At 71.5% G+C, this 21,059-nt stretch carries 20 protein-coding genes; 13 read left to right on the plus strand and 7 right to left on the minus strand.

Going from position 1 to position 21,059, the window contains the following annotated elements:
• Window positions 1-515 precede the first annotated feature (515 nt).
• Both ACYVLT_RS36375 and ACYVLT_RS36380 read left to right on the plus strand, forming a co-directional pair.
• The gene (locus ACYVLT_RS36375) at window positions 516-2,993 is read left to right on the plus strand and encodes a DEAD/DEAH box helicase (protein ID WP_461124892.1); all 2,478 of its coding nucleotides are present in this window, start codon (window positions 516-518) and stop codon (window positions 2,991-2,993) included.
• Complete coding sequence (locus ACYVLT_RS36380; protein WP_461124713.1) at window positions 2,986-3,798, plus strand: SWIM zinc finger family protein; 813 nt, start codon at window positions 2,986-2,988, stop codon at window positions 3,796-3,798. Before ACYVLT_RS36375 ends, ACYVLT_RS36380 begins: the two co-directional genes overlap by 8 nt.
• Window positions 3,799-3,801: 3 nt before the next feature.
• Here the strand turns inward: ACYVLT_RS36380 and ACYVLT_RS36385 are convergent, their stop codons facing one another.
• Together ACYVLT_RS36385 and ACYVLT_RS36390 are read right to left on the minus strand one after the other, a co-directional pair.
• Complete coding sequence (locus ACYVLT_RS36385) at window positions 3,802-4,086, minus strand: MoaD/ThiS family protein (protein WP_461124714.1); 285 nt, start codon at window positions 4,084-4,086, stop codon at window positions 3,802-3,804.
• Window position 4,087: 1 nt separating this feature from the next.
• On the minus strand, window positions 4,088-5,152 hold the full coding sequence (locus ACYVLT_RS36390; RefSeq protein ID WP_461124715.1) for a WD40/YVTN/BNR-like repeat-containing protein: 1,065 nt from the start codon (window positions 5,150-5,152) through the stop codon (window positions 4,088-4,090).
• 126 nt (window positions 5,153-5,278) lie between these two features.
• On the opposite strand from ACYVLT_RS36390, the gene ACYVLT_RS36395 reads away from it, so the two are divergent.
• Together ACYVLT_RS36395 and ACYVLT_RS36400 are read left to right on the plus strand one after the other, a co-directional pair.
• Entirely contained in the window at window positions 5,279-6,985 is a 1,707-nt protein-coding gene (locus tag ACYVLT_RS36395; protein WP_461124716.1) for an acyl-CoA dehydrogenase, read from the plus strand.
• Window positions 6,986-7,243: 258 nt separating this feature from the next.
• Window positions 7,244-7,663, plus strand: a complete 420-nt coding sequence (locus ACYVLT_RS36400) for an ester cyclase (protein WP_461124717.1) — start codon at window positions 7,244-7,246, stop codon at window positions 7,661-7,663.
• A gap of 104 nt (window positions 7,664-7,767) precedes the next feature.
• On the opposite strand, the gene cspE is transcribed toward ACYVLT_RS36400, so the two are convergent.
• Window positions 7,768-7,974 (minus strand): transcription antiterminator/RNA stability regulator CspE, encoded by a 207-nt coding sequence (cspE, locus tag ACYVLT_RS36405; protein WP_015098655.1) that lies wholly within the window; start codon window positions 7,972-7,974, stop codon window positions 7,768-7,770.
• Between the two features lie 245 nt (window positions 7,975-8,219).
• Between cspE and ACYVLT_RS36410 the strand changes: the two genes are divergently transcribed.
• Both ACYVLT_RS36410 and ACYVLT_RS36415 read left to right on the plus strand, forming a co-directional pair.
• Entirely contained in the window at window positions 8,220-8,552 is a 333-nt protein-coding gene (locus ACYVLT_RS36410; RefSeq protein ID WP_461124718.1) for a hypothetical protein, read from the plus strand.
• Window positions 8,553-8,575: 23 nt separating this feature from the next.
• Window positions 8,576-9,298, plus strand: coding sequence for a hypothetical protein (locus ACYVLT_RS36415; RefSeq protein WP_360451945.1), 723 nt, complete (start codon window positions 8,576-8,578; stop codon window positions 9,296-9,298).
• On the opposite strand, the gene ACYVLT_RS36420 is transcribed toward ACYVLT_RS36415, so the two are convergent.
• Window positions 9,295-9,729, minus strand: coding sequence for a pyridoxamine 5'-phosphate oxidase family protein (locus tag ACYVLT_RS36420; RefSeq protein ID WP_461124893.1), 435 nt, complete (start codon window positions 9,727-9,729; stop codon window positions 9,295-9,297). The two genes, ACYVLT_RS36415 and ACYVLT_RS36420, sit on opposite strands and share 4 nt — an antisense overlap.
• A 14-nt stretch (window positions 9,730-9,743) precedes the next feature.
• Window positions 9,744-10,400, minus strand: a complete 657-nt coding sequence (locus tag ACYVLT_RS36425; protein ID WP_461124719.1) for a DUF899 domain-containing protein — start codon at window positions 10,398-10,400, stop codon at window positions 9,744-9,746.
• 109 nt (window positions 10,401-10,509) lie between these two features.
• Here ACYVLT_RS36425 and ACYVLT_RS36430 point away from each other — a divergent pair, with 109 nt between their 5' ends.
• Entirely contained in the window at window positions 10,510-10,956 is a 447-nt protein-coding gene (locus tag ACYVLT_RS36430; protein WP_461124894.1) for a winged helix-turn-helix transcriptional regulator, read from the plus strand.
• On the opposite strand, the gene ACYVLT_RS36435 is transcribed toward ACYVLT_RS36430, so the two are convergent.
• Window positions 10,949-12,058, minus strand: a complete 1,110-nt coding sequence (locus tag ACYVLT_RS36435; RefSeq protein WP_461124720.1) for a sugar ABC transporter substrate-binding protein — start codon at window positions 12,056-12,058, stop codon at window positions 10,949-10,951. The genes ACYVLT_RS36430 and ACYVLT_RS36435 overlap by 8 nt on opposite strands.
• Window positions 12,059-12,368: 310 nt before the next feature.
• Between ACYVLT_RS36435 and ACYVLT_RS36440 the strand changes: the two genes are divergently transcribed.
• Window positions 12,369-12,518, plus strand: a complete 150-nt coding sequence (locus ACYVLT_RS36440) for a hypothetical protein (RefSeq protein WP_360451937.1) — start codon at window positions 12,369-12,371, stop codon at window positions 12,516-12,518.
• Window positions 12,519-12,592: 74 nt separating this feature from the next.
• Here ACYVLT_RS36440 and ACYVLT_RS36445 read toward each other — a convergent pair whose 3' ends face one another.
• Complete coding sequence (locus ACYVLT_RS36445) at window positions 12,593-15,538, minus strand: glycine--tRNA ligase (protein ID WP_461124895.1); 2,946 nt, start codon at window positions 15,536-15,538, stop codon at window positions 12,593-12,595.
• Window positions 15,539-15,924: 386 nt separating this feature from the next.
• Between ACYVLT_RS36445 and ACYVLT_RS36450 the strand changes: the two genes are divergently transcribed.
• The 5 genes from ACYVLT_RS36450 (at window position 15,925) to ACYVLT_RS36470 (ending at window position 21,005) form a co-directional block, all read left to right on the plus strand.
• Complete coding sequence (locus ACYVLT_RS36450) at window positions 15,925-17,703, plus strand: LCP family protein (RefSeq protein ID WP_461124721.1); 1,779 nt, start codon at window positions 15,925-15,927, stop codon at window positions 17,701-17,703.
• A 22-nt stretch (window positions 17,704-17,725) separates the two neighbouring features.
• Window positions 17,726-18,391 carry a SanA/YdcF family protein gene (locus ACYVLT_RS36455; RefSeq protein WP_461124722.1) on the plus strand — a complete coding sequence of 222 codons (666 nt, stop codon included), beginning with the start codon at window positions 17,726-17,728 and terminating at the stop codon, window positions 18,389-18,391.
• 132 nt (window positions 18,392-18,523) lie between these two features.
• A complete protein-coding gene (locus ACYVLT_RS36460) occupies window positions 18,524-19,006 on the plus strand; it encodes a helix-turn-helix domain-containing protein (protein WP_461124723.1) in 483 nt (160 codons plus the stop codon).
• A 113-nt stretch (window positions 19,007-19,119) separates the two neighbouring features.
• Window positions 19,120-20,298 (plus strand): MurT ligase domain-containing protein, encoded by a 1,179-nt coding sequence (locus ACYVLT_RS36465; RefSeq protein WP_461124724.1) that lies wholly within the window; start codon window positions 19,120-19,122, stop codon window positions 20,296-20,298.
• Window positions 20,295-21,005 (plus strand): type 1 glutamine amidotransferase, encoded by a 711-nt coding sequence (locus tag ACYVLT_RS36470; RefSeq protein WP_461124725.1) that lies wholly within the window; start codon window positions 20,295-20,297, stop codon window positions 21,003-21,005. Before ACYVLT_RS36465 ends, ACYVLT_RS36470 begins: the two co-directional genes overlap by 4 nt.
• Window positions 21,006-21,059: the final 54 nt, after the last annotated feature.

The following is a 21,059-nucleotide window of genomic DNA, read 5'->3' on the forward strand; positions in this document are numbered from 1 at the left end:
TGGGTTGAGGGTGGGGTGGGTTGAGGGTGGTGGCGGGCGGGGCGCATAGTGCTGGGGTGTTGGTGCTGCACGCGTTGGGCGTTAGTGGTGGGCGGGTTGGGGTTTGGGCGGAGGGGGGGTCGTTGCCGGGGCGGGTTGGGGGGCGGTTGCCTCGGGCGGCGGTTGGGCATCCCTTTGCGGTTTCGGGGGATGAGGTCGCCTTGGTGGTCGGGGGTGGGGAGGTCGGGTCGTTGTCGGTTCGGTTGCCGTCCTACGCGGGCGGGCCGGTTGCTTCGCCGGAGTTGGTTCGGGAGGTCGTGGGTGGGCGGCGGGGTGTGGTTCGGTGGCGGGAGTGGGTGGTGCCCGTCGTTTGGGTGGAGGGGGCGCTGCCTGAGCCGCCGGATTGCCGGGTCGGGGCATCGGGGAAGTTCCTGAACGAGTTGCTCGGGTTCGGGCGGGAGTTGGTTCGGCGGGGGCGGGTGCTGCCGGCGATCGACGGGGACGGTTTCGCTCGGTGGCGAGCGGCGTTGTCCGGGGTGGATTCGTTGCGGTTCGCGGCGTTGCGGGCCGGTGTGCCGCCGTCGTTTCGGGGGGCGGAGGGCGTCCACGGCACCGGCGGCGGTGAGCTGGTTCAGGAGGTGTTGGACCGGGCCGTCGACCGTGAGGTGCGGGCGGCGTTGCGGGGTGTGGGTGTGGAGCGAAGCGGGGACGGGGTTGTGGGGCGGTGGTTGGCGGCGTTGGTCGGTGATCCCCGGGTGGACGGGGAAGCGGGGGCGTTGCGGGCCAAGTTGGCGGGTTGGCGGGACGGCGGGTTGCGGGAAAGTCCGGTGCGGACGTGCTTCCGGCTCAGCTCGCCCGATCAAGGCGGCATGCTCAAGGACGGGTGGCGGGTCGAGTTCCTCCTCCAGGCCGTGGACGAGCCCAGCGTGGTGGTGACCGCCGAGCAGTTGTGGCACAAGCAGGACGCGGTGCTCCGGCGGTGGGTCAGCCGACCCGAGGACGTCCTGCTGGGCGACCTCGGGCGCGCGGGCCGGCTCTACCCGGCGTTGGACCGCGCGCTGTCCGCCAAGCGACCGGTCGAACTGGCGCTGGACGTCGAAGGCGCCTACGACTTCCTGCAACACGCGGGGCTGCTGGCGGAGGCAGGCTTCGGCGTGATGCTGCCCTCGTGGTGGCGCCAACCCCACCGCCTCGGGCTCCGGCTCACCGCCACCAGCCGCGGCACGGCGGGTGAGGTCGCCAAGGAGAGCGAGCTCGGTCTGAAGGTCCTGGTCGACTACCGGTGGGAGCTGGCCGTCGGCGACGAGCGCCTCACCGAAGCCGAGTTGCAGTCGCTGGCCGAGGCCAAGGTGCCGCTGGTCCGGGTCCGCGGCCAGTGGGTGCAGGTCGACCCGAAACGCCTCGCCGCGGGACTGGCCTTCCTCAAGCGCGGCGGCGGGCAGATGACGGCGGCCCAGGTCCTGCTGCACTCCGGCCTGCACCCCGAGGACGCCGACCTGCCACTGCCCCTCAACGGCGTCAGCGCCACCGGCTGGCTGGGCGACCTGCTGTCCGGCGAGGTCGAGCACCACCTGGCACCGGTCGAGCAGCCGACCGGCCTGGTCGCCGAGCTGCGGCCCTACCAGCAGCGCGGCCTCGCCTGGCTCGCGTTCCTCGACCGGCTGGGCCTCGGCGCGTGCCTGGCCGACGACATGGGCCTCGGCAAGACCGTCCAGCTGCTGGCGCTGGAAGCCCACAACCGCGCGCACGGCAAGCGCCTGCCCACGCTGCTGGTGTGCCCGATGTCGGTGGTCGGCAACTGGCAACGCGAGGCCGCCCGCTTCACGCCCGGCCTGGAGGTGCGCGTCTTCCACGGCGCGGACCGCGCTCTCGATACCGACTGCGACTTGGTCATCACCACCTACGCAGTCGTCGCGCGGGACGCCGGGAAGCTCGCCGACGTGAGCTGGGACCGGGTCGTGCTGGACGAGGCGCAGAACATCAAGAACAGCTCCACCCGCCAGTCGAAAGTGGTCCGCGCGCTGCCCGCGCGGCACCGGGTGGCGTTGACCGGCACCCCGGTGGAGAACCGGCTGGCCGAGCTGTGGTCGATCATGGACTTCGTCAACCCCGGCGTGCTCGGCACGATCAACACCTTCCGCGCCCGCTTCGCCGTGCCGATCGAACGCCACCACGACGAGGACGCCGCCGTGCGCCTGCGCCGGATCACCGGCCCGTTCGTGCTGCGCCGGCTCAAGACCGACCCGCGGATCATCACCGACCTGCCGGACAAGATCGAGGTCAAGCAGCTGTGCACGTTGACCGCCGAGCAGGCCACGCTCTACCAGGCGGTGGTGGACGACATGCTGGCCAAGATCGCCGAGGCGGAGGGCGTCAAGCGCAAGGGCCTGGTGCTGGCCACGATGTCGCGCCTCAAGCAGGTCTGCAACCACCCGGCGCAACTGCTCGGTGACGGCTCGCGCGTCGCCGGCCGGTCCGGCAAGCTCGCCCGCCTGGAGGAGGTCCTCGACGAAGCCCTCGCGGACGGCGACAAGGCGTTGTGCTTCACCCAGTTCACCGCCTTCGGCTCGCTCGTGGTCCCCCACCTGGCCGCCCGCTTCGACACCGAGGTCCTCTACCTGCACGGCGGCACCCCGAAACGGCAGCGCGACGAGATGGTGCGCAGGTTCCAGGAGAAGGACGGCCCGTCGATCTTCGTGCTGTCGCTGAAGGCGGGCGGCACGGGCCTGAACCTGACCGCCGCCAACCACGTCATCCACCTCGACCGCTGGTGGAACCCGGCGGTGGAGGACCAGGCCACCGACCGGGCGTTCCGCATCGGCCAGCGCAACCACGTGCAGGTGCGCAAGTTCGTCTGCGTCGGCACGTTGGAGGAGCGGATCGACCGGATGATCGAGGAGAAGCGCGGGTTGGCGCATCTCGTGGTGGGCGCGGGCGAGGACTGGCTGACCGAGCTGTCGACCGGCGAGCTGCGCGAGCTGTTCGCCCTGGACGGGGAGGCCGTCGGTGACTGACTGGCACGGCTACCGCCCGCCGTCGCGCCCGATCCGGGTCGACGGCGGCCTGACGTTGCGCAGCAAGCGGGGCGACATCGCGCGGACGTGGTGGTCGCGCCGGTTCCTGGAGGTCCTGGAGTCGTTCGGCATGGCCGGACGCCTGAGCCGCGGCCGTGCCTACGCGCGCACCGGCCAGGTGATGAGCCTGTCGCTGTCGAGCAGCCTCGTGGTGGCGCTGGTGACCGGCACGCGCCCGGAGCCGTACCGGGCGCGGATCGGGGTGCGCAAGTTCGGCGACGACGACTGGCGGCGCATCGAGCACGCGCTGGCCGACCAGGCGATCTTCGCGGCCAAGCTGCTGGCGGGCGAGATGCCGCCGGAGATCGAGGACGTGTTCGCCGACCTCGGCCTCACCCTGTTCCCCAGCACCATGCGCGAGCTGCACATGGACTGCACGTGCCCGGACTGGGAGGTGCCGTGCAAGCACCTCGCCGCCACCTGCTACCTGCTCGCCGAGTCGTTCGACACCGACCCGTTCGAGATCCTGGCCTGGCGCGGGCGCTCACGCGAAGACCTGCTGGACCGGCTGCGCGACCTGCGCGCGCCCATCCCGCCCGAGCAGCCGGTGACGCCGCAAGAAGCACAGGACGACTCCTTCGAGGGCTTCTGGGCACGGCCGAAGGTCGCCGAGGTCGTCCCGGACGTCGCCGAGCCCGCCACCCGGCGCCCGGACGCGCTGCTCGACCAGCTGGACCCGCTGGTGGTGGACGGCCGTTCGGTGACCGACGAGCTGCGCCCGCTCTACCGGCGGCTGGCGAGGTAGCCGTCAGCCGCCCGCGACCGACGGCAGGATCCGCACCTCCGCGTCCGGCCCCAGGGCGGTGTCCGGACCGGACAGCCGGCGGCACTCCTCGCCGTCGACGTAGAAGTTCACGTAACGCCGCAGCCCGGCCCGCTCGTCGCGCAACCTGCGGTCCAGCAACGGGTACCGCGCGGCCAGGTGGTCGAGCAGCGCGCCCAGGGTCGCGGGCTCGGGCAGGTCGACCTCCAGCCTGGCCTGGTCGCCCGCCGTCGGCCGGAGCGGGCCGGGGATCAGCACGAGCACCCGCACCTCACACCTCCGCCGCCCGCACGCACACCACGTCGGGCAGGTGCTCGGCGATCCGCCGCCAGCTGTCGCCCTCGTCGGCGCTCGCGTACACCTCGCCGGAACGCGATCCGAAGTAGACGCCGGCCGGGCTCGCCGCGTCCGTGCACATCGCGTCCCGCATCACCGCCGTCCAGAAGCCGTCCGGCAGGCCGTCGCGCAACGCCTCCCACGACGACCCGCCATCCGACGACCGGTACACCGCGCACCGGCCACCGGGCGGGAAGCGCTCGGCGTCCGCGATCAGCGGGAAGTTGTAGACGACGTCCGGCTCGTGCGGGTGGCTGACCACGGGGAAGCCGAAGTCGGCGGGCAGGCCGTCCGCGATCGACGTCCACGTCCGCCCCGCGTCGTCCGACCGGTACACGCCGTGGTGGTTCTGCAGGAACAGCCGCTCCGGCCGGGACGGGTGCCTGCTCACCTTGTGCACGCACTGGCCGAACTCCGGGTACGGGTCGGGCAGGAAGTAGGCCTTGATGCCGGTGTTGCTCGCCTCCCACGACGACCCGCCGTCGAACGTCCGGTAGACGCCGCCGGTGGACATCGCCACGGTCAGCCGCAGCGGGTCGGCCGGGTCGGGCAGCACGGTGTGGATCGCCTGCCCGCCGAACCCGGCTTCCCACCGCTCCCGGTGCGGGTGCTCCCACAGCCCTTCCACCAGCGCGTACGTCCGGCCGCCGTCCTCCGAGCGGAACAGCGCCGACGGCTGCGTGCCCGCGTACACGACCTCCGGGTCCGGGGTCAGGGCCAGCTGCCACACCCGTTCCAGCGAGGTGTCCGCCGGGAACGCGATCGGCGCGTGGTCCGGCTCCTCCCAGGTCGCGCCGAGGTCGTCGCTGGTCACGACCGTCGGGCCGAAGTGCGAACTGCTCGTGCCGACCAGCAGCCGCGGCCGGTCGCGGCGGTTGTCGATCGCGATGGCGTAGACCTCGGTCATCGGGTGGTGCGGTCCGCTGAGGCTCCAGGACGTGCGGTCCGCGCTGGTCGCGAGCCACAGGCCCTTGCGGGTGCCGATGGCGAGCAGGTGCATGACGTACTCCTCGGACTGTGACGCGCCGCACACTACGCCCGCCGCCCGACAGCCGCCGCCCAGGCGAGCCCGGCCGGACAAGTTACCGACTGGTAGCGTGCGACGGCGACGAAGGGAGAACCCCCGGTGCTGTTCGACCCGAACACCTACGACCCCGGACACCTGGACGCGGAGAGCCGCCGACTGCTGCGCGCGACCATCGACTGGTTCGAGGAGCGCGGCAAGCGCCGCCTGATCGCCGACGACCAGGCGAAGGTCTGGTACACCGAGTTCCTCGACTTCGTCGCGCGCGAGAAGCTGTTCGCGACCTTCTGCACGCCCGCGTCCGAGGCCGACGGCAACCCGGACAAGCGGTGGGACGCCGCTCGCAACGCCGCGTTGAGCGAGGTCCTGGGCTTCTACGGGCTGCAGTACTGGTACGCCTGGCAGGTCACCGTGCTCGGCCTCGGCCCGATCTGGATGAGCGACAACGCCGTGGCCCGCAAGAAGGCCGCCGAACTCCTCGACCGGGGCGCGGTCTTCGCCTTCGGGCTGTCCGAGAAGGAGCACGGCGCGGACGTCTACTCCACGGACATGGTCCTCACGCCCACCGCCACCGGCTTCACCGCGACCGGCGGCAAGTACTACATCGGCAACGGCAACGTGGCGGGCATGGTGTCGGTCTTCGGCCGACGCGCGGACGTCGAGGGCCCCGACGGGTACGTGTTCTTCGCCGTCGACTCGCAGCACGAGAAGTTCACCCTGGTCAAGAACATCGTGGACTCGCAGATGTTCGTCAGCGAGTTCCGCCTGGACGACTACCCGGTCACCGCGGACGACATCCTGCACACCGGTCCCGACGCGTTCAGCGCCGCCCTCAACACCGTCAACGTCGGCAAGTTCAACCTGTGCACGGCGTCGATCGGGATCAACGAGCACGCGTTCTACGAAGCCGTCACGCACGCCCACAACCGGATCCTGTACGGCAAGCGGGTGACCGACTTCCCGCACGTCCGGCAGAGCTTCGTGGACGCCTACGCGCGGCTCACCGCCATGAAGCTGTTCGCCGACCGCTCGGTGGACTACTTCCGCAGCGCGTCCCCCGAGGACCGCCGCTACCTGCTGTTCAACCCGATCACCAAGATGAAGGTCACCAGCGAGGGTGAACGGGTCGTCGACCTGCTGTGGGACGTGATCGCGGCCAAGGGCTTCGAGAAGGACACCTACTTCTCCATGGCCGCCCGCGACATCCGCGCCCTGCCGAAGCTGGAGGGCACGGTCCACGTGAACCTGGCCCTCGTGCTCAAGTTCATGCCCAACTACCTGTTCCAGCCGACCGCGTACGCCGACGTCCCCACCAGGCACGACCCGGCCGACGACGACTTCTTCTGGCACCAGGGCCCCGCCCGCAGCCTGGGGCGGATCCGGTTCCACGACTGGGAGACCGCCTACCGCGAGCACGCCCACGTGCCCAACGTGGCCCGCTTCCACGAGCAGGCCCGCGCGCTGCGCACCCTGCTCACCGCGGCCGCGCCGGACGAGGAGCAGCAGCAAGACCTGGACTTCCTGCTCAACCTCGGCCACCTGTTCACGTTGGTCGTCTACGGCCAGTTGGTGCTGGAGCAGGCCCGCCTCACGGACCTGGACGCCGACCTGCTGGACCAGGTGTTCGACGTCCTGGTGCGCGACTTCTCGGCCTACGCGGTCGCGCTGCACGGGAAGGCGTCGTCCACCGAGGCGCAGCAGCGCTGGGCGGTCGAGCAGGTCCGCAAGCCGGTTGTCGACCAGGCGCGCTTCGAACGGGTCTGGGGCGCGGTGGCGGCGCTGTCCGGCGCATACGAAATGCGTCCGTGAGCCGTTCGGGGTAAGGCGGTGGCGCGTTCACCACTGCCTTACCCCCGAGGCCGCCGGTAAACGATTGAGTGCGCCGAGTAGGCGGTGCCGGCGCGGCAATGGCACCAATCACGACCACTCCGAGCGGACGGGTCGCGGTACCGCCCGGCGGGTGAGCGGGCGCTTTGTCCCGCACCCGTCGGCCGATGGCGTCTTGACTGGTGGGTGCACGTCCGTGTTTCGTCGTCAGCTACCGACGAACCGGAGGGAATCGCGCGCATGACCGCGTCCAAGGCACTGCGTGCCCTGCGGGAGGCGATCGTCCTGGAGCACCTGGAGTCGGAGAACGAACACGAGTTCGACACCACCGTGCGCACCTTCGACCACCCGCGCTGCGAGATCGTGGCGACCGGGCAGGTGTTCGACGGCCGGGCCGAGGTCGCCGGGTACTACGCCCGCGTCCGCGACGCGTTCCCCGACCAGCGCAGCACGCTGGTCGAGCTGCACCACGCCGACGGCGCGGTCATCGTGGAACTGGAGCTGCAAGGCACCCACCTGGGCAGTCTCCGCGGCGAGGAGCCGACGGGACGGTCCTTCCGGGTGCGCACGACGGCGTTCTTCGTGTTCGACGGCGCCCGCCTGGTCGGCAAGCGGGTCTACGGCGAGCAGGTCGGCCAGGCGCCCGCGCTGAGCAGGTGAGCCGAGGCGGGACAGGTGGGTGGCACGCGATTCGGGCCGCCACCCCCCGTTGCGGGGAGTGGCGGCCCGAAAAGATCCAGGTCCTGGTGGTGACCCGGATTAGGTCAGAGCGGTCGAACCGCCTGTGCTTGCGGGCCCTTCTGGCCCTGGCCGATCTCGAACTCCACCCGCTGGTTCTCTTCCAGGGTGCGGTAGCCGTTGCTCTGGATCTCCGAGTAGTGCACGAACACGTCGGCGCCACCGTTGTCCGGGGAGATGAAGCCGAAGCCCTTCTCCGCGTTGAACCACTTGACGGTGCCCTGAACTGCCATCTTGCTACTTCTCCTCTAACAGGTGCCGGATCGCGCTTGCGACCACCGGGTCAGCTAGGGCCCCGGCCCTTCCTGGCGAGGAAAGTTCGGCGCCCGCAACTCCGTTCCGCGAGCGTGGTGGAACACGAACACAGAAAGGTACGACCGAAGACAGTCAACCATGAGATCCCGCCGGCAGTCGAGCGGAAGAATGCGGCGAGTCGCACTGCTACGGTGGGCGAGGTTGCGCTCACAGGGGGTTCCCGATGCCTGAACCGATGCTGGTCTCCATCGCCGCTTCGCTCGCCACGCGGGCCGTCGCCGGCTTGTACGAGCTGGTGCGCGCGAAGTTCGCCGACGATCCCGCAGCCACTGCGGCCCTCACCGCCGCCGAAGGCGCGGCCGAGGACTCGCCGCAGGTCAGGGACCTGAGCGAGGCGTTGGAGCGGACCGTCGAGGCGGATCCCGGGTTCGGCTCCGAGCTGCGCGCCCACCACGCCGTCACGCAGAGCGGTCGGGTGTCCAACCAGATCTCCGGCACGGTGCACGGCAACGTCCTGCAAGCGGGCGACATCCAGGGTGGCGTCAGCTTCAAGTAGCCCCGGCGGGTGAAGATGGGGTGGTGTACTCGCTCCACCTGCCGCAAGCCCGGTTGCTGTTCTTCTTCCTCGGGCTGGTGCTCACCTTCGTGTTCATCAGGATCAGCGTCCGGCTGATCCGGGCCAAGGTGCGTTGGTGGCCGGGCAACATCACCCCTGGTGGCACGCACATCCACCACGTCGTCTTCGGTGCCGTCTTCATGCTGCTCGGCGGCGTGATCGGGCTGGCGGCGCCGGACGACGAGCACGGGGTGCGGGTTGCCGCAGCGGCCCTGCTCGGCGTCGGCGCGGCCCTGGTGCTCGACGAGTTCGCGCTGATCCTGCACCTGCGCGACGTGTACTGGACCAAGGACGGCCGGCTGTCGGTCGACGCGGTGTTCCTGGCCATCGGCATGACCGGCCTGCTGCTGCTCGGCGCCCGACCGCTGGGCTACGACGAGTTCTACGGCGAGGGCGTGGCCCTGCGGGTGCTGATCATCCTGGTCAACCTCGGGTTCGCCATCGTGGCGCTGCTCAAGGGCAAGGTGTGGACCGGGCTGCTCGGCCTGCTGGTGCCCGTGCTGCCGGAGATCGGCGCGGTGCGGCTGGCCCGCCCCGGCTCGCCGTGGGCCCGCTGGCGGTACACCGAGGGCTCCCGCAAGCTGCGCCGCGCGTACCGCCGGGAGGCCCGCATCCGCCAGCCGCTGATCCTGGTGAAGATCCGCGTGCAGGAGTTCATCTCCGGGCGGCACGACGAGGAGGCCTAGACCTCCGGCTTCGCGTAGTCGTAGGTCAGCCACCGCACCGGACGGCCGGTGAACAGCACGAACGTGCCCGACGGGTCGGCGGTCTCCGACTCCGCGAACACCCGCGCGTCCGGGTCCGGCAGGTACCGGCTCGTCACCGCGTACACGTCGTCGGTCGACGGCGCGCGGTCCGCGCGTTCCACCACGCACTCGGCGGTCACGTACCGGTACGGGTAGCTCGGCTGCTGCACGTTCAGGCTGAACGCGCCCGCCCGTTCCAGCAGCCGGGTCTTGCGGGCCGCGCGGCCCCGCGTGCCGGTGAAGAACGTGATCCGGCCGTCGCGGTAGGCGTAGAACACCGGCACGGTCAGCGGAGGGCGGTCGTCGGTGGCGACGCTGAGCACGGCGACGTGCGGCCGGCCGAGGAACTCGTCGCGTTCGGCGTCGGTCATGCCGCTCACGGCGGTCAGACCTCGTACTCGTCGCGCAGGCGCAGCCACGCCATGGTCGGGGTCTGCGGCCAGCCCTCGGGCGAGTCCTCCCACTCCTCCTGGCGGCCGTACGGGGTGAGGTCGAGCAGGTTGAAGTCCATCCGCAGCCGGTCGACGCCGCGCGCGGTGGTGAAGTAGGTGCGGAACACCTCGTCGCCGTCGCGCAGGAACACGCTCAGGCCGAAACCCCCGCCCAGGCCCAGCTCGTCGTAGAACGCCTGGCGGGCCGAGTACCACGGCACGGTCCAGCCCATCCGCTCGCGCACGGGGGCGATCTCGTCCTGCGGCGCGCGCGACATCAGGATCAACGTGGTGTCGCGGGCGTTGAGGTGCACCTGGTCGGCGAGGTTGTCGGTGAACGAGCCGCAGCCCGAGCACAGCCAGTCCTGCCCCGGCGCGAGCATGTGGTGGTAGGCGACCAGCTGCCGACGACCGGCGAACAGGTCCGTGAGGCCCACCACGGCGCCGTCGGGCGCGGTGAACTCGTGGTCGGCGGCCAGCCGGACCATGGGCAGCCTGCGGCGTTGCGCGGCCAACGCGTCCAGCGCGCGCGTGAGCTCCTTCTCCTTCACCAGCAGTTCGTCACGGGCGGCCTGCCACTCCCGCGGCGAGACGACGGTCGGTCGAGCCATCACACACCTCCAAGTTCCCTGAGGGAACTGACCCTACCGCAATCAGTTCCTTGAAGGAACTCATTGGACTACACTCGGCCCCGTGACGCAGCGGACCCGGTTCGGCGACATGGCCTGCTCGATCGCGCGGACCATGGACGTCATCGGCGAGCCGTGGTCACCGCTGATCCTGCGGGACGTCTACGTGGGCATCTCCCGCTTCGAGCAGCTCCAGGAGGACCTCGGCATCTCGCGCAAGGTGCTCGCCGAGCGGCTGAGGTGGCTGGTGGAGCAGGACGTGCTGGAACGGCGCGAGTACTCGGCCAAGCCGCCGCGCCACGAGTACGCGCTCACGGCCAAGGGCACCGAGCTGGTCGCCCTGCTGATGGTGATGGTGCGCTGGGGCGACCGCTGGACGGCGGGCGAGGCGGGTCCGCCCGTGCTCTACCGCCACCACGAGTGCGGCCGGCTCGCGCACGTGGAGCTGCGCTGCTCGGAGTGCGGCGGCCCGATGGAGCCGACCGACATCGACGTGCTGCCCGGCCCCGGCATCGCCGCGCCGGTGCCGACTAGTTGACCAGGATGCCCAGCTCGGCGCAGTCGTCGGCGGTGTCGCCCGCGCACAGGTCCACCGGCTTGACCACGCTCTCGGCCACCAGCGCCCGCACGTTGTCCCGGGTGATCAGGTCCGCGCCCAGCAGCACCGACTTCACGTCCCGCTTCGCCACCAGGTCGCGGGTGTTGCCGGTGGCCAGGTCGTCGGCGCCGCTGAGGTCGCCCCGGGCCACCGCGATGGCCAGCCGGGCCGCCGCCTCGGCCTCGTCGCGGATCGGCTTGTAGACCGTCATGCACTGGTCGCCGCGCAGGATCGCGCGCAGGCCCTCGACCGTGGCGTCCTGGCCGGTCACCGGCACCCGGCCGGCCAGGCCCTTGGCCTTGAGCACCTCGATGGCCGCGGCGGCCAGCCCGTCGTTGGCGGCGACCACACCGTCCACCGCGCCGCCGTTGGCCGCCAGCATCTGCTCGAACGCGGCCTTGCCGAGCACCGGGTCCCACTTGTCCACCGGCTTGCTGTCGACCAGCTTCAACGCGCCGGTGTCGTACTTGGGGCCGAGCTTGCGGCGCTGGCCGTCGAAGAACAGGGTGGCGTTGTTGTCCGTCGGCGCGCCCTGCAGCTCGATGATCCGCGCGCCCTGCCTGTCGCCCAGGCACCTCAGCAGGCCCTCGGCCTGCAACTCGCCCACGTTGAGGTTGTCGAACGAGACGTAGTACTCGGCCTGCCCGCCCAGGCTGATGCGGTCGTAGTTGATGACCGGGATGCCCGCGTCCTTGGCCTTGCGCTCGACCTCGGCGCCGCCCTCGGGGCTCAACGGCGTCGTCATCAGCACCTTCACCCCGCGGGCGATCATCGCGTCGGCGATGCTGGCGAACTTCGTCTCGTCGCCCTCGGCGTTCTCGATCACGCCCTCGATGCCCGCGAAGCTCAGCGCTTGCAGCAGCAGCGGCCGGTCCTGCTCCTCCCACCGGTCCGACGACGAGCGGTCCGGCAGGATGACGCCGACGACCGGCCTGGCCGCACGACTGCCCGTGGGAGGCGCGAGGGGGTCGACCGACGTCCCGCACGCGGCGGCCGACAGCACGAGCAGACCGCAGGACACCGCTGTGACAAGCCTTCGCATTCGCCAACCCCTTGCGCGGGCACTTCGCCGTGGACGGCGGAAATACGGAATGTTGCGGAATTCCATCCTTCCGGGTGCGGGTTCGTCAAGACGTAGCAACGCCACAGCTCCGAATGGTCCGCGCCATTCGCCGTGCGGGCCTCCCCGGAGCATCGAAGCCGCAGGTCGAAGCGTTACAATGACCATTATCACGCTCCGCACCCGATTGGTCACGGAGCCGGCAGGTGCGAAAAGGGGACTCCCGTTCGGACGATTTCTGTGCGATGGTGTCGCCTGCCGAACCCTGGCCGGGTGTGTGAGGAGTAGCAGCGTGAGAATCGTCCCCGCAGCGCTGGTGGCCGTGGCCGCCGCGGCGTTGCTCGCCTTGGGCGCCGGGTCCGCCGCCGCCGAACAGGCCACGCCGGACCACGCCGTCGCCGTTGCCGGTTCCAGCATCCTGGTCGACAACCGCGACATGTAGCGGCACACGACGATCCCCGCCCACCGGTTCACCGGAGGGCGGGGATCGTCGCGTCTGGGGAACGTCTGGGGAACTCAGCCCAGCGCGGTGCCCAGGGCCTGCCAGTCCAGCACCGGCGCGGCCAGGTCGCGGATCGCGGCCAGCAGCCCGAGCCGGGCCCGCCGCACGTCGGCGTCCTCGGCCATCACCAGCACCTCGTCGAAGAACGTGTTCACCGGCCCGGTCAGCCCGGTCGCGGCGGCGGCGAACGCGGCCAGGCCCGTGACGCCGGCGGGCACGTCGGCCAGCGCCTTGTGCAACGCCACCTCGGCGGGCTCCACCAGCGCCTGCGGCTCGTACTCGCCGACGGTGTCCGCGGGCACGATCCGCCGCACCCGCTGCAAGGCCGCGACCAGCGCGGCGAAGTCCGGGTCGCCCGCCAGCGCGGTCAGCTCGGCCAACGTCGTGTCGGCCACCGCGGGCGCGTCGGCCAGCGGCAGCACGGCGTTGACGAACCGGTGGTCGTGCCCGGCGTCGAGCAGCTGCTGCTCGTAGCGCCGCACGGTGAACTCGCGGGCGGTGTCCAGCGCCTCGGCCGACACCTCCACCTCCTGGGCGGCCAGCGCCAACGCCCTGGTCACCGTGACGTCCTTCAGATCCGGGAACGCCCGCAGCACGCTCACCGCACCCAGCGCAGCCCGGCGCAGCCCGAACGGGTCGGAGCTGCCGGTCGGGTTGGCCCCGATGCCGAACAGCCCGGCCAGCAGGTCGAACCGGTCGGCCAGGGACAGCAGGGCGCCGGCCGTGGACGACGGCAGCGCGTCACCCGCCGAGCGCGGCAGCTCCATCTCGTACAGCGCCTGCGCGACCTGCGGCGTCTCCCCCGCCCGCTCGGCGTACTCGCGGGCCATCACCCCGGCCAGGCTGGACAGCTCGATCACCATCTGCGAGCCCAGGTCGAACTTGGCCAGCTCGCCCGCCCGCGCCAGGGTGTCGTCGGCCGCGCCGACCACCTCGGCGAGCCGCTGCCCGAGCGCCGCGATCCGACCCGCCCGGTCGGCCATCGAGCCCAGCTTGTCGGCGAAGGTCAGCTTCTCCAACCCGGCCTTCATGTCGGCCAACGGCGTGCGCAGGTCGGCCCGCCAGAAGAACGCCGCGTCCTCGTACCGGGCGCGCAGCACGGCCTCGTTGCCCGCGCGGACCAGGTCGACGTCCACCTCGCCGTTGGCCACCGCGACGAAGTGCGGCAGCAGCGAGCCGTCCGCCGCGCGCACCGGCAGGTAGCGCTGGTGCTTGCGCATCACCGTGGTGAGGATCTGCGCGGGCAGCTCCAGGTAGCGCTCCTCGAACGAGCCCAGCAGCGGCGTCGGCCGCTCGACCAGGTTGGTGACCTCGTCCAGCACGCCCTCGAAGTCGACGACGCCGCCCACCGACGCGGCCAGCTCCTCGGCGCGCGCCACGATCGCCGCACGCCGCCGTTGCGCCGAGGCGTCGATGCCGTGCCCGGCCAGGAACTCCAGGTAACCGTCCGCGTCGGACACCTCCACCACCGGCACGTCGGCGGTGCGGTGCACGCGGGTCTTCGGTTCGGCCGCCAACGACGACACCGCGACCGGCACCGGCGTGGTGCCGAGCAGGGCGAGCAGCCAGCGGATCGGGCGGGTGAACGACAGCTTCGGGTCGTTCCACTTCATGTTCTTCTCGGCGCGCAGCTCGGACACCACCTCGCCGAGCAGCCCGCTGAGCACCTCGACCGCGCCGCGACCGGGGTCGGTGCGCACCAGGGCGACGTGCTCGACGCCGTTCTCGGTGACCCGGCCGAGCGCGTCGACGTCCACGCCCTGACCGCGGGCGAAGCCCTGCACGGCCTTGGTCGGGTTGCCGTCGGCGTCGAACGCGGCGGACACGCGGGGGCCGCGCACGGTCTTCTCGGCGTCCGGCTCGCGCGGCGCCACGTCGGGCACCAGCACCACGACCCGGCGCGGCGTGCCGTGCACCTCGACCGCACCGTGCGCCAGCCGGGTCGCGCCCAACTTGTCCGCCACGGCCTTGCCCACGGCGTCGACGGTGCGCGTCACCTCGGCGGGCGGCAACTCCTCGGTGCCGATCTCGAACAGCAGCGTGCCGGCCTCGGTGACCTCGGCGAACGCGTCCGGCACCGGGGCGGCGGCGGGCGCTTCGGCGAGTCCCAGCGGGTGGCCCAGCTCCTCGCGGCGGGCCGCCCACAGCCCGGCGACCTCGCGGGCCAGGCCGCGCATCCGGCCGAACGCGCGGGCCCGCTCGGTGGTGCTGATGGCGCCACGCGCGTCGAGCACGTTGAACGCGTGCGAGCACTTCAGCACGTAGTTGTGCGCCGGCACCGGCAGGCGCGCGTCGAGCATCCGGCGCGCCTCCGCGGCGTACTCCTCGAACAGCCGCTTGTTGGCCTCCACGTCGGCGTCGTCGAGGTAGTAGCGGCTCATCTCGTACTCGGCCTGGCCGAACGCCTCGCCGTAGGAGATGCCGGGCGCGTAGGCGATGTCCTTGAAGTGGCCGACGCCCTGCAGGGCCATCATGATGCGCTCGATGCCGTACGTGATCTCCACCGACACCGGGTCGAGCGACATGCCGCCCGCCTGCTGGAAGTAGGTGAACTGGGTGATCTCCAACCCGTCCAGCCACACCTCCCAGCCCAGGCCCCACGCGCCCAGCGCGGGCGAGGCCCAGTTGTCCTCCACGAACCGCACGTCGTGCGCCCGGACGTCGATGCCCAGCGCTTCGAGGCTGCCCAGGTACAGCTCCTGGGGGTTACCCGGGTCGGGCTTGAGGATGACCTGGAACTGCGTGTGGGTCTGCAACCGGTTCGGGTTCTCGCCGTACCGCGCGTCGTCGGGCCGCACGCTGGGCTCCACGTAGGACACGCGCCAGGGCTCGGGACCCAGCACCCGCAGCACGGTGGCGGGGTTCAACGTACCGGCGCCGACCTCGGTGTTGTACGGCTGCACGACGACGCAGCCCCGTTCGGTCCAGTACTTGGTCAGCGCGAGCAGCGCATCCTGCATGGTCAGCACGGTGGCAGTCTACGAACGACCGCGGGTGGACCTCACAATCGGGTAACCGACCTGGTCAGCCCGGCCGCGGGCCGGTATCACCACGTCCGGCGCGGTGGCTGTGCGACATTGGTGGCAACCCGGGCGGCCCGCCACGCGTCCTTGGGGACGTACCCGGGTACATGGGAGGAGTGGGAGTGGACAACCGGCCGCCGAGGCCAGGCGAACCCGATGGGTTCCGCAGGCGACCTGTTCCCCCTCGGAGTCCTTCCGCAGGTCAACCGCCGCGCGGCCAGCAGCCGCCGCGGCGCTCCGAGCCGGGGGGTCGACTCGACCCGCCGCCGCGTCGCGGACCTGAGCGCCCGCCCGGCGGATTCGAGCGCCCGACCGGCGGACCCGTGCGCCCCACCGGTGAGCGCGGGCACGTGCCCGGCGAGCGGCCGAGGCGTCCCGCGACCGAGCCGGTGTCCGGCGAACGGCCGCGTCCGGGTGTGCCGCGCGGCGACGAGCGGGCCAGGGCGGGCAGCGAACCCGCCGGCCGCCCCAGGTCCGCCGAACGCCCCCGTCCCGCCGAGGAACGGCGCCCGGCCGCACCGCAGCGGGTCGGCCCTTCAGCTCAACGCCCCTCGGCTCAACGCCCTACAGGGCAACGGCCGCGGCCCGCGGGCGGTCGCACCGGTCCGCCGCGCCGCCGTCCGCCGGAGCGCCGCACGACCGGCGGCGCGATCTTCGGCCGGACGCTGCTCGCGCTGTTCTCCGTCGCCGTGCTGCTGGGCACCGGCTACGCGTGGGCGAACCTCAGCACGCTGCTGAGCAACATCAGCACCACCGACGTGATCAGCGACGAAGGCGGCGGCGAGAAGCCAGCCGACGGGTCGGTCGACATCCTCATGGTCGGCATGGACAGCCGCACCGACTCCAAGGGCAACCCGTTGCCCCAGGAGATCCTCAACGAGCTGCACGCGGGCAACGAGAACGACGGCGGTCTGAACACCGACACGCTGATCCTGATGCACGTGCCCAACGACGGCGGCAAGGCGGTCGCGGTGTCGTTCCCCCGCGACTCGTACGTGCAGATCGCCGGCGGCTACGGCCGACACAAGATCAACTCTGCCTACGGGTACGGCAAGAACGAGGCCAAGGCCCAGCTGGAGGGCCAGGGCGTCACCGACCCGGCGCAGCTGGAGGTCCAGTCCCGCCAGGGCGCCGCGAAGAACCTCATCACCACCATCGAGGACCTGACCGGCGTCACCATCGACCACTACGCCGAGATCAACCTGGTCGGGTTCTACGAGATCACCAAGGCCGTCGGCGGCGTGGACGTGTGCCTCAACCAGGCCACCCGGGACGACATGTCCGGCGCGAACTTCGCCGCCGGACCGCAGAAGATCCAGGGCCGCGAGGCGCTGGCGTTCGTCCGGCAGCGGTACGGGCTGCTGCGCGGCGACCTCGACCGCATCGTGCGCCAGCAGGTGTTCATGGCGGGTCTGGCCAAGCAGATCCTGTCCGCGGGCACGCTGTCGGACCCCGGCAAGCTCCGCGCCCTGATCGAGGCGCTGACCAAGTCGATCGTGCTGGACAAGGACTGGGACGTGCTGCGGTTCGCCACCCAGATGAAGGACCTGACCGGCGGCAACCTCAAGTTCGAGACGATCCCGACCGGCAACCCGGAGCTGGCCACGCCCGAGGACGGCATGGCGGTCGAGGTCAACGAGCGCGAGGTGAAGAAGTTCTTCAAGACCCTCAGCGCCGACCCCGGCGCGGTGGGCACCGTGCCGGTGGTCGACAACGCGACGGTGACCGTCGAGGTCCGCAACGCCTCCGGCTCGCCGGGCCTGGCCGGTCGGGTGCTCCAGGCGCTCGTGGCGGAGAGGTTCGTCGACGGCGGCGCCGACAACGCCGCGCCCATGGACACGTCGGTGGTCCGCTACGGCGTGGGCGGCGAGGCGGGCGCGGAGGCGGTGTCGGAGTCCCTGGGCGGCATCGACCTGGAGGAGGACCCCACCGTGCCGGCCGGTCACGTGCGCGTGTTCGTGGGCGCGGACTACTCCGGGCCGGGCACGCAGAACCTGGCCGGCCACCCGCTGGTCGGCCTGGACGGCGCGCGGCGGCAGCCGGACACGAGCACCACGACCGAACCGCCCATCACGGCGGACGGGGTGCGCTGCATCAACTGATCGTCTACTCGGGGGGACAGTCGTGAGGAGCATCGTCGGACGGATCCGCTGGCGGCGGGTACTGATCGCGCTGGGTCTGCTGGCGGTGCTCGCCGCCACGCCGTGGGTGTGGGTGCAGACCAGCAGCGCCGCCTACCGGCACGACGCGGCCGACGTGCCGGACGCCCCGGTGGCGCTCGTCCTCGGCGCGGGCCTGACCAGGTCGGGCACGCCCACGCCGTTCCTGGCGGGCCGGCTGGACGTGGCCGCCGACCTCTACCGGCGCGGCAAGGTGGAGGTGCTGCTGGTCAGCGGCGACAACAGCCGCACCGAATACGACGAGCCGACCGCGATGCGCACGTACCTCATCGGCAGGGGCGTGCCGGAGGACGTCGTGGTGGCCGACTACGCGGGCCTGGACACCTGGGACTCGTGCACGCGGGCCAAGCGGATCTTCGGCGTCGAGCGCGCGACCGTGGTGACCCAGGAGTTCCACCTGCCCCGCGCGGTGGCGCTGTGCCGTTCGGCGGGCATCGAGGCGTTCGGCGTGGGGCACGACACGTCCGACCGGGCGTCGACCACCGCCTACGGGCACTTCCGGGAGGTGTTCGCGGCGGGCAAGGCGATGTGGGACGGCGTCGTGGCCAAGCCCGACCCGCGCTTCCTCGGTCCGCGCGAGATCGGCGTAACCAGCGCTTTGGAGCGCTGAAACGCTACTTTCGGTACGACTTCGTTAGCCCGATCGGGCGATAAATCGGACATCTCGCGTAAGCAACCGCGTTGTCGCGCTTTCCATCTGCGTGGGGTCGGTCGGGGCCCCGGGGGAGCGGGAGGATCGACGGTGCAGATCGACACAGGGGCGTACCAGCGCGTGCTCGGTGATGAGCTCCGCAGCCTTCGCAAGCAGCGCGGATGGACCCGCAAGGAGCTCAACCGCCGGTTGCAGAGCGAGATCTCGCTGCAAACGCTGGCGACCTACGAGCTGGGCACCCGCCAGTGCTCGGTGGTCCGGTTGGTGGAGATCTGCGTCGCGCTGGGCGTGCCCGCGCACCAGGTGCTGGCGCGCGTGCACGAACGGGTGTTCGGTGACGCGCCGGCCGGGCACCTCTCGGTCGACCTGGCCACGGTCGTCGCCGACACGCGACCGCAGCTGATGCCGCTGCGCCGCTGGGCGCAGGGCAGGCTCGCGCACCTGGTGCCCGGCCAGCCGCCCGAGGTGCACCTCGACCTGCCCGCGCTGGAGTACATGGCCCAGTTGTGCCAGCTCAGCACGGTGGACCTGATCCGGACCCTGCGGGAGTTGGACCACCACCGGCACCGGTAGCATCGGGGGATCTCCCTCCCCTGACGGATGCAGGAAGTCGGTTGCCGAACACTCCAGGTGCAGACCCAGCCCGCCTGCCGCTGCGCACCGCGGCGGCCGTGCGACTGGGCAACATGAGTTCCAAGCTGTCGCAGAAGATGGGTCTGGGCGCCGGCGGCATGATCGGCGGCCGGGTCGCGCTGCGGCTCGACCCGCAGGCGTTGGCGCACTTGACGTCCGGTCGCTCGGTCACCCTGGTGACCGGCACCAACGGCAAGACCACCAGCACGATGATGCTCAGCCGCGCCGTGTCGTTCCTGGGCGAGGTCGCCACCAACCACGGCGGCGCCAACATGCCCGACGGGCACGTGACCGCGCTGTCCAAGCAGCCCGACGCGCCGTACGCGGTGCTGGAGGTCGACGAGGGGTACTTCCCCGAGGTCGTGCGGGCCGCGTCGCCCGCGGTGGCGGTGCTGCTCAACCTCAGCCGCGACCAGCTCGACCGGGTCGGCGAGGTGCGCACCATCGAGAAGTCGCTGCGCACGGCGCTGGCCTCGGTGACCGGGGTCGTGGTGGCCAACTGCGACGACATCATGGTGACGTCCGCGGCGCGCGACTCGGCGAACGTGGTGTGGGTGTCGACCGGGACGGGCTGGCACAACGACGCCGCCTCGTGCCCGCGGTGCGGCGACCCGATCCGCTGGCAGGGCGAGCACTGGCACTGCACCGGGTGCGACCTGGCCCGGCCGCGGCCGCAGTGGGTGACCGGTGACGGGTTCCTGGTCGCGCCGAACGGCGTGAAGGTGGAGCTGTCGCTGCGGCTGCCCGGCAAGTTCAACCAGGCCAACGCGGTGATGGCGGCGGCGGCCGCGGCGGCGCTCGGCGTGCCCGTGGAGGAGGCCGTGCAGCGGTTGCGCGCGGTGTCCAACGTGGCCGGTCGGTACCGGACGATCCAGCGGTCCGGGCACCGGGCCCGGCTGCTGCTGTCCAAGAACCCGGCCGGGTGGAGCGAGACGTTGACCGTGGTCCGCGAGGCCGACCACCCCGCCGTGCTCGTGATCAACGCGCACGAGGCGGACGGGCGCGACCTGTCGTGGCTGTGGGACGTGCCGTTCGAGCGGTTGCGCGGGCGGCAGGTGATCGCGTCCGGCGAGCGGGCGACGGACCTGGCCGTCCGGCTGACCTACGCCGAGGTCGAGCACACGATCGTGCCGGACCCGCTGCTGGCGATCGACGCCATGCCGCCCGGGCCGGTCGAGGTGATCGCCAACTACACCGCATTCCGCGACCTGAACGCGAGGGCCGCCCAGTGAGCACCAGCAAGGTCCAGATCGCGCTCGTGCTGCCCGACCTGCTCGGCACGTACGGCGACTTCGGCAACGCGGTCGTGCTGGAGAAGCGGATGACGTGGCGGGGCATCCCCGCCGAGATCGTGAACATCCGGTTCGGCGAGCCGGTGCCGGACTCGTGCGACATCTACGTCGTCGGCGGCGGTGAGGACACGGCGCAGACGTTGGCCGTGCGGCACCTGCGCGAGCACCCCGGGATGCAGCGGGCGGCGGCGCGCGGGGCGGTGATCCTCGGCGTGTGCGCGGGGATCCAGATCTTCGGCGAGTCGTTCACCCGGGCCGACCAGGTGACCCACCCCGGTCTCGGGTTGATCGACTCGACCTCGCACGCGGGCGGCAGCCGTGCCATCGGCGAGGTCATCGCGACGCCGGCCGACGGCCTGTTCGAGGGCATGCTGACCGGCTTCGAGAACCACCAGGGCCGCACCGTGCTGGGGCCGTCCGCCCGACCGTTGGCGCACGTCAAGGTGGGTACGGGCAACGACGGCTCGGTGGAGGGCGCGGTCCAGGGCCGGATCCTGTGCACCTACCTGCACGGTCCCGTGCTGCCGCGCAACCCGCAGATCGCCGACCTGCTGATCGAGTGGGCCACCGGCGCCAAGCTCGGACCCCTCGACCTGCCCGACGTGACCCGCCTGCGCACCGAACGCGCCAAGGCCGCCGGCGTCTGACCGTACGACTCTCGCGGCTTGAACGTAGGACTCTCGCGAGAGTCCTACGTTCAA

The sequence above is a fragment of the Saccharothrix stipae genome, assembly GCF_054781895.1.

What these genes read in the sequence shown, in the direction of transcription:
- ACYVLT_RS36430 (WP_461124894.1), top strand. Translation starts at nt 10,510, where the DNA reads ATGGCCTGCTCGATCGCGCGGACCATGGACGTCATCGGCGAGCCGTGG.
- ACYVLT_RS36420 (WP_461124893.1), bottom strand. Translation starts at nt 9,729, where the DNA reads ATGACCGACGCCGAACGCGACGAGTTCCTCGGCCGGCCGCACGTCGCC.
- ACYVLT_RS36445 (WP_461124895.1), bottom strand. Translation starts at nt 15,538, where the DNA reads ATGCAGGATGCGCTGCTCGCGCTGACCAAGTACTGGACCGAACGGGGC.
- ACYVLT_RS36465 (WP_461124724.1), top strand. Translation starts at nt 19,120, where the DNA reads ATGAGTTCCAAGCTGTCGCAGAAGATGGGTCTGGGCGCCGGCGGCATG.
- ACYVLT_RS36390 (WP_461124715.1), bottom strand. Translation starts at nt 5,152, where the DNA reads ATGCACCTGCTCGCCATCGGCACCCGCAAGGGCCTGTGGCTCGCGACC.
- ACYVLT_RS36435 (WP_461124720.1), bottom strand. Translation starts at nt 12,058, where the DNA reads ATGCGAAGGCTTGTCACAGCGGTGTCCTGCGGTCTGCTCGTGCTGTCG.
- cspE (WP_015098655.1), bottom strand. Translation starts at nt 7,974, where the DNA reads ATGGCAGTTCAGGGCACCGTCAAGTGGTTCAACGCGGAGAAGGGCTTC.
- ACYVLT_RS36400 (WP_461124717.1), top strand. Translation starts at nt 7,244, where the DNA reads ATGACCGCGTCCAAGGCACTGCGTGCCCTGCGGGAGGCGATCGTCCTG.
- ACYVLT_RS36410 (WP_461124718.1), top strand. Translation starts at nt 8,220, where the DNA reads ATGCCTGAACCGATGCTGGTCTCCATCGCCGCTTCGCTCGCCACGCGG.
- ACYVLT_RS36425 (WP_461124719.1), bottom strand. Translation starts at nt 10,400, where the DNA reads ATGGCTCGACCGACCGTCGTCTCGCCGCGGGAGTGGCAGGCCGCCCGT.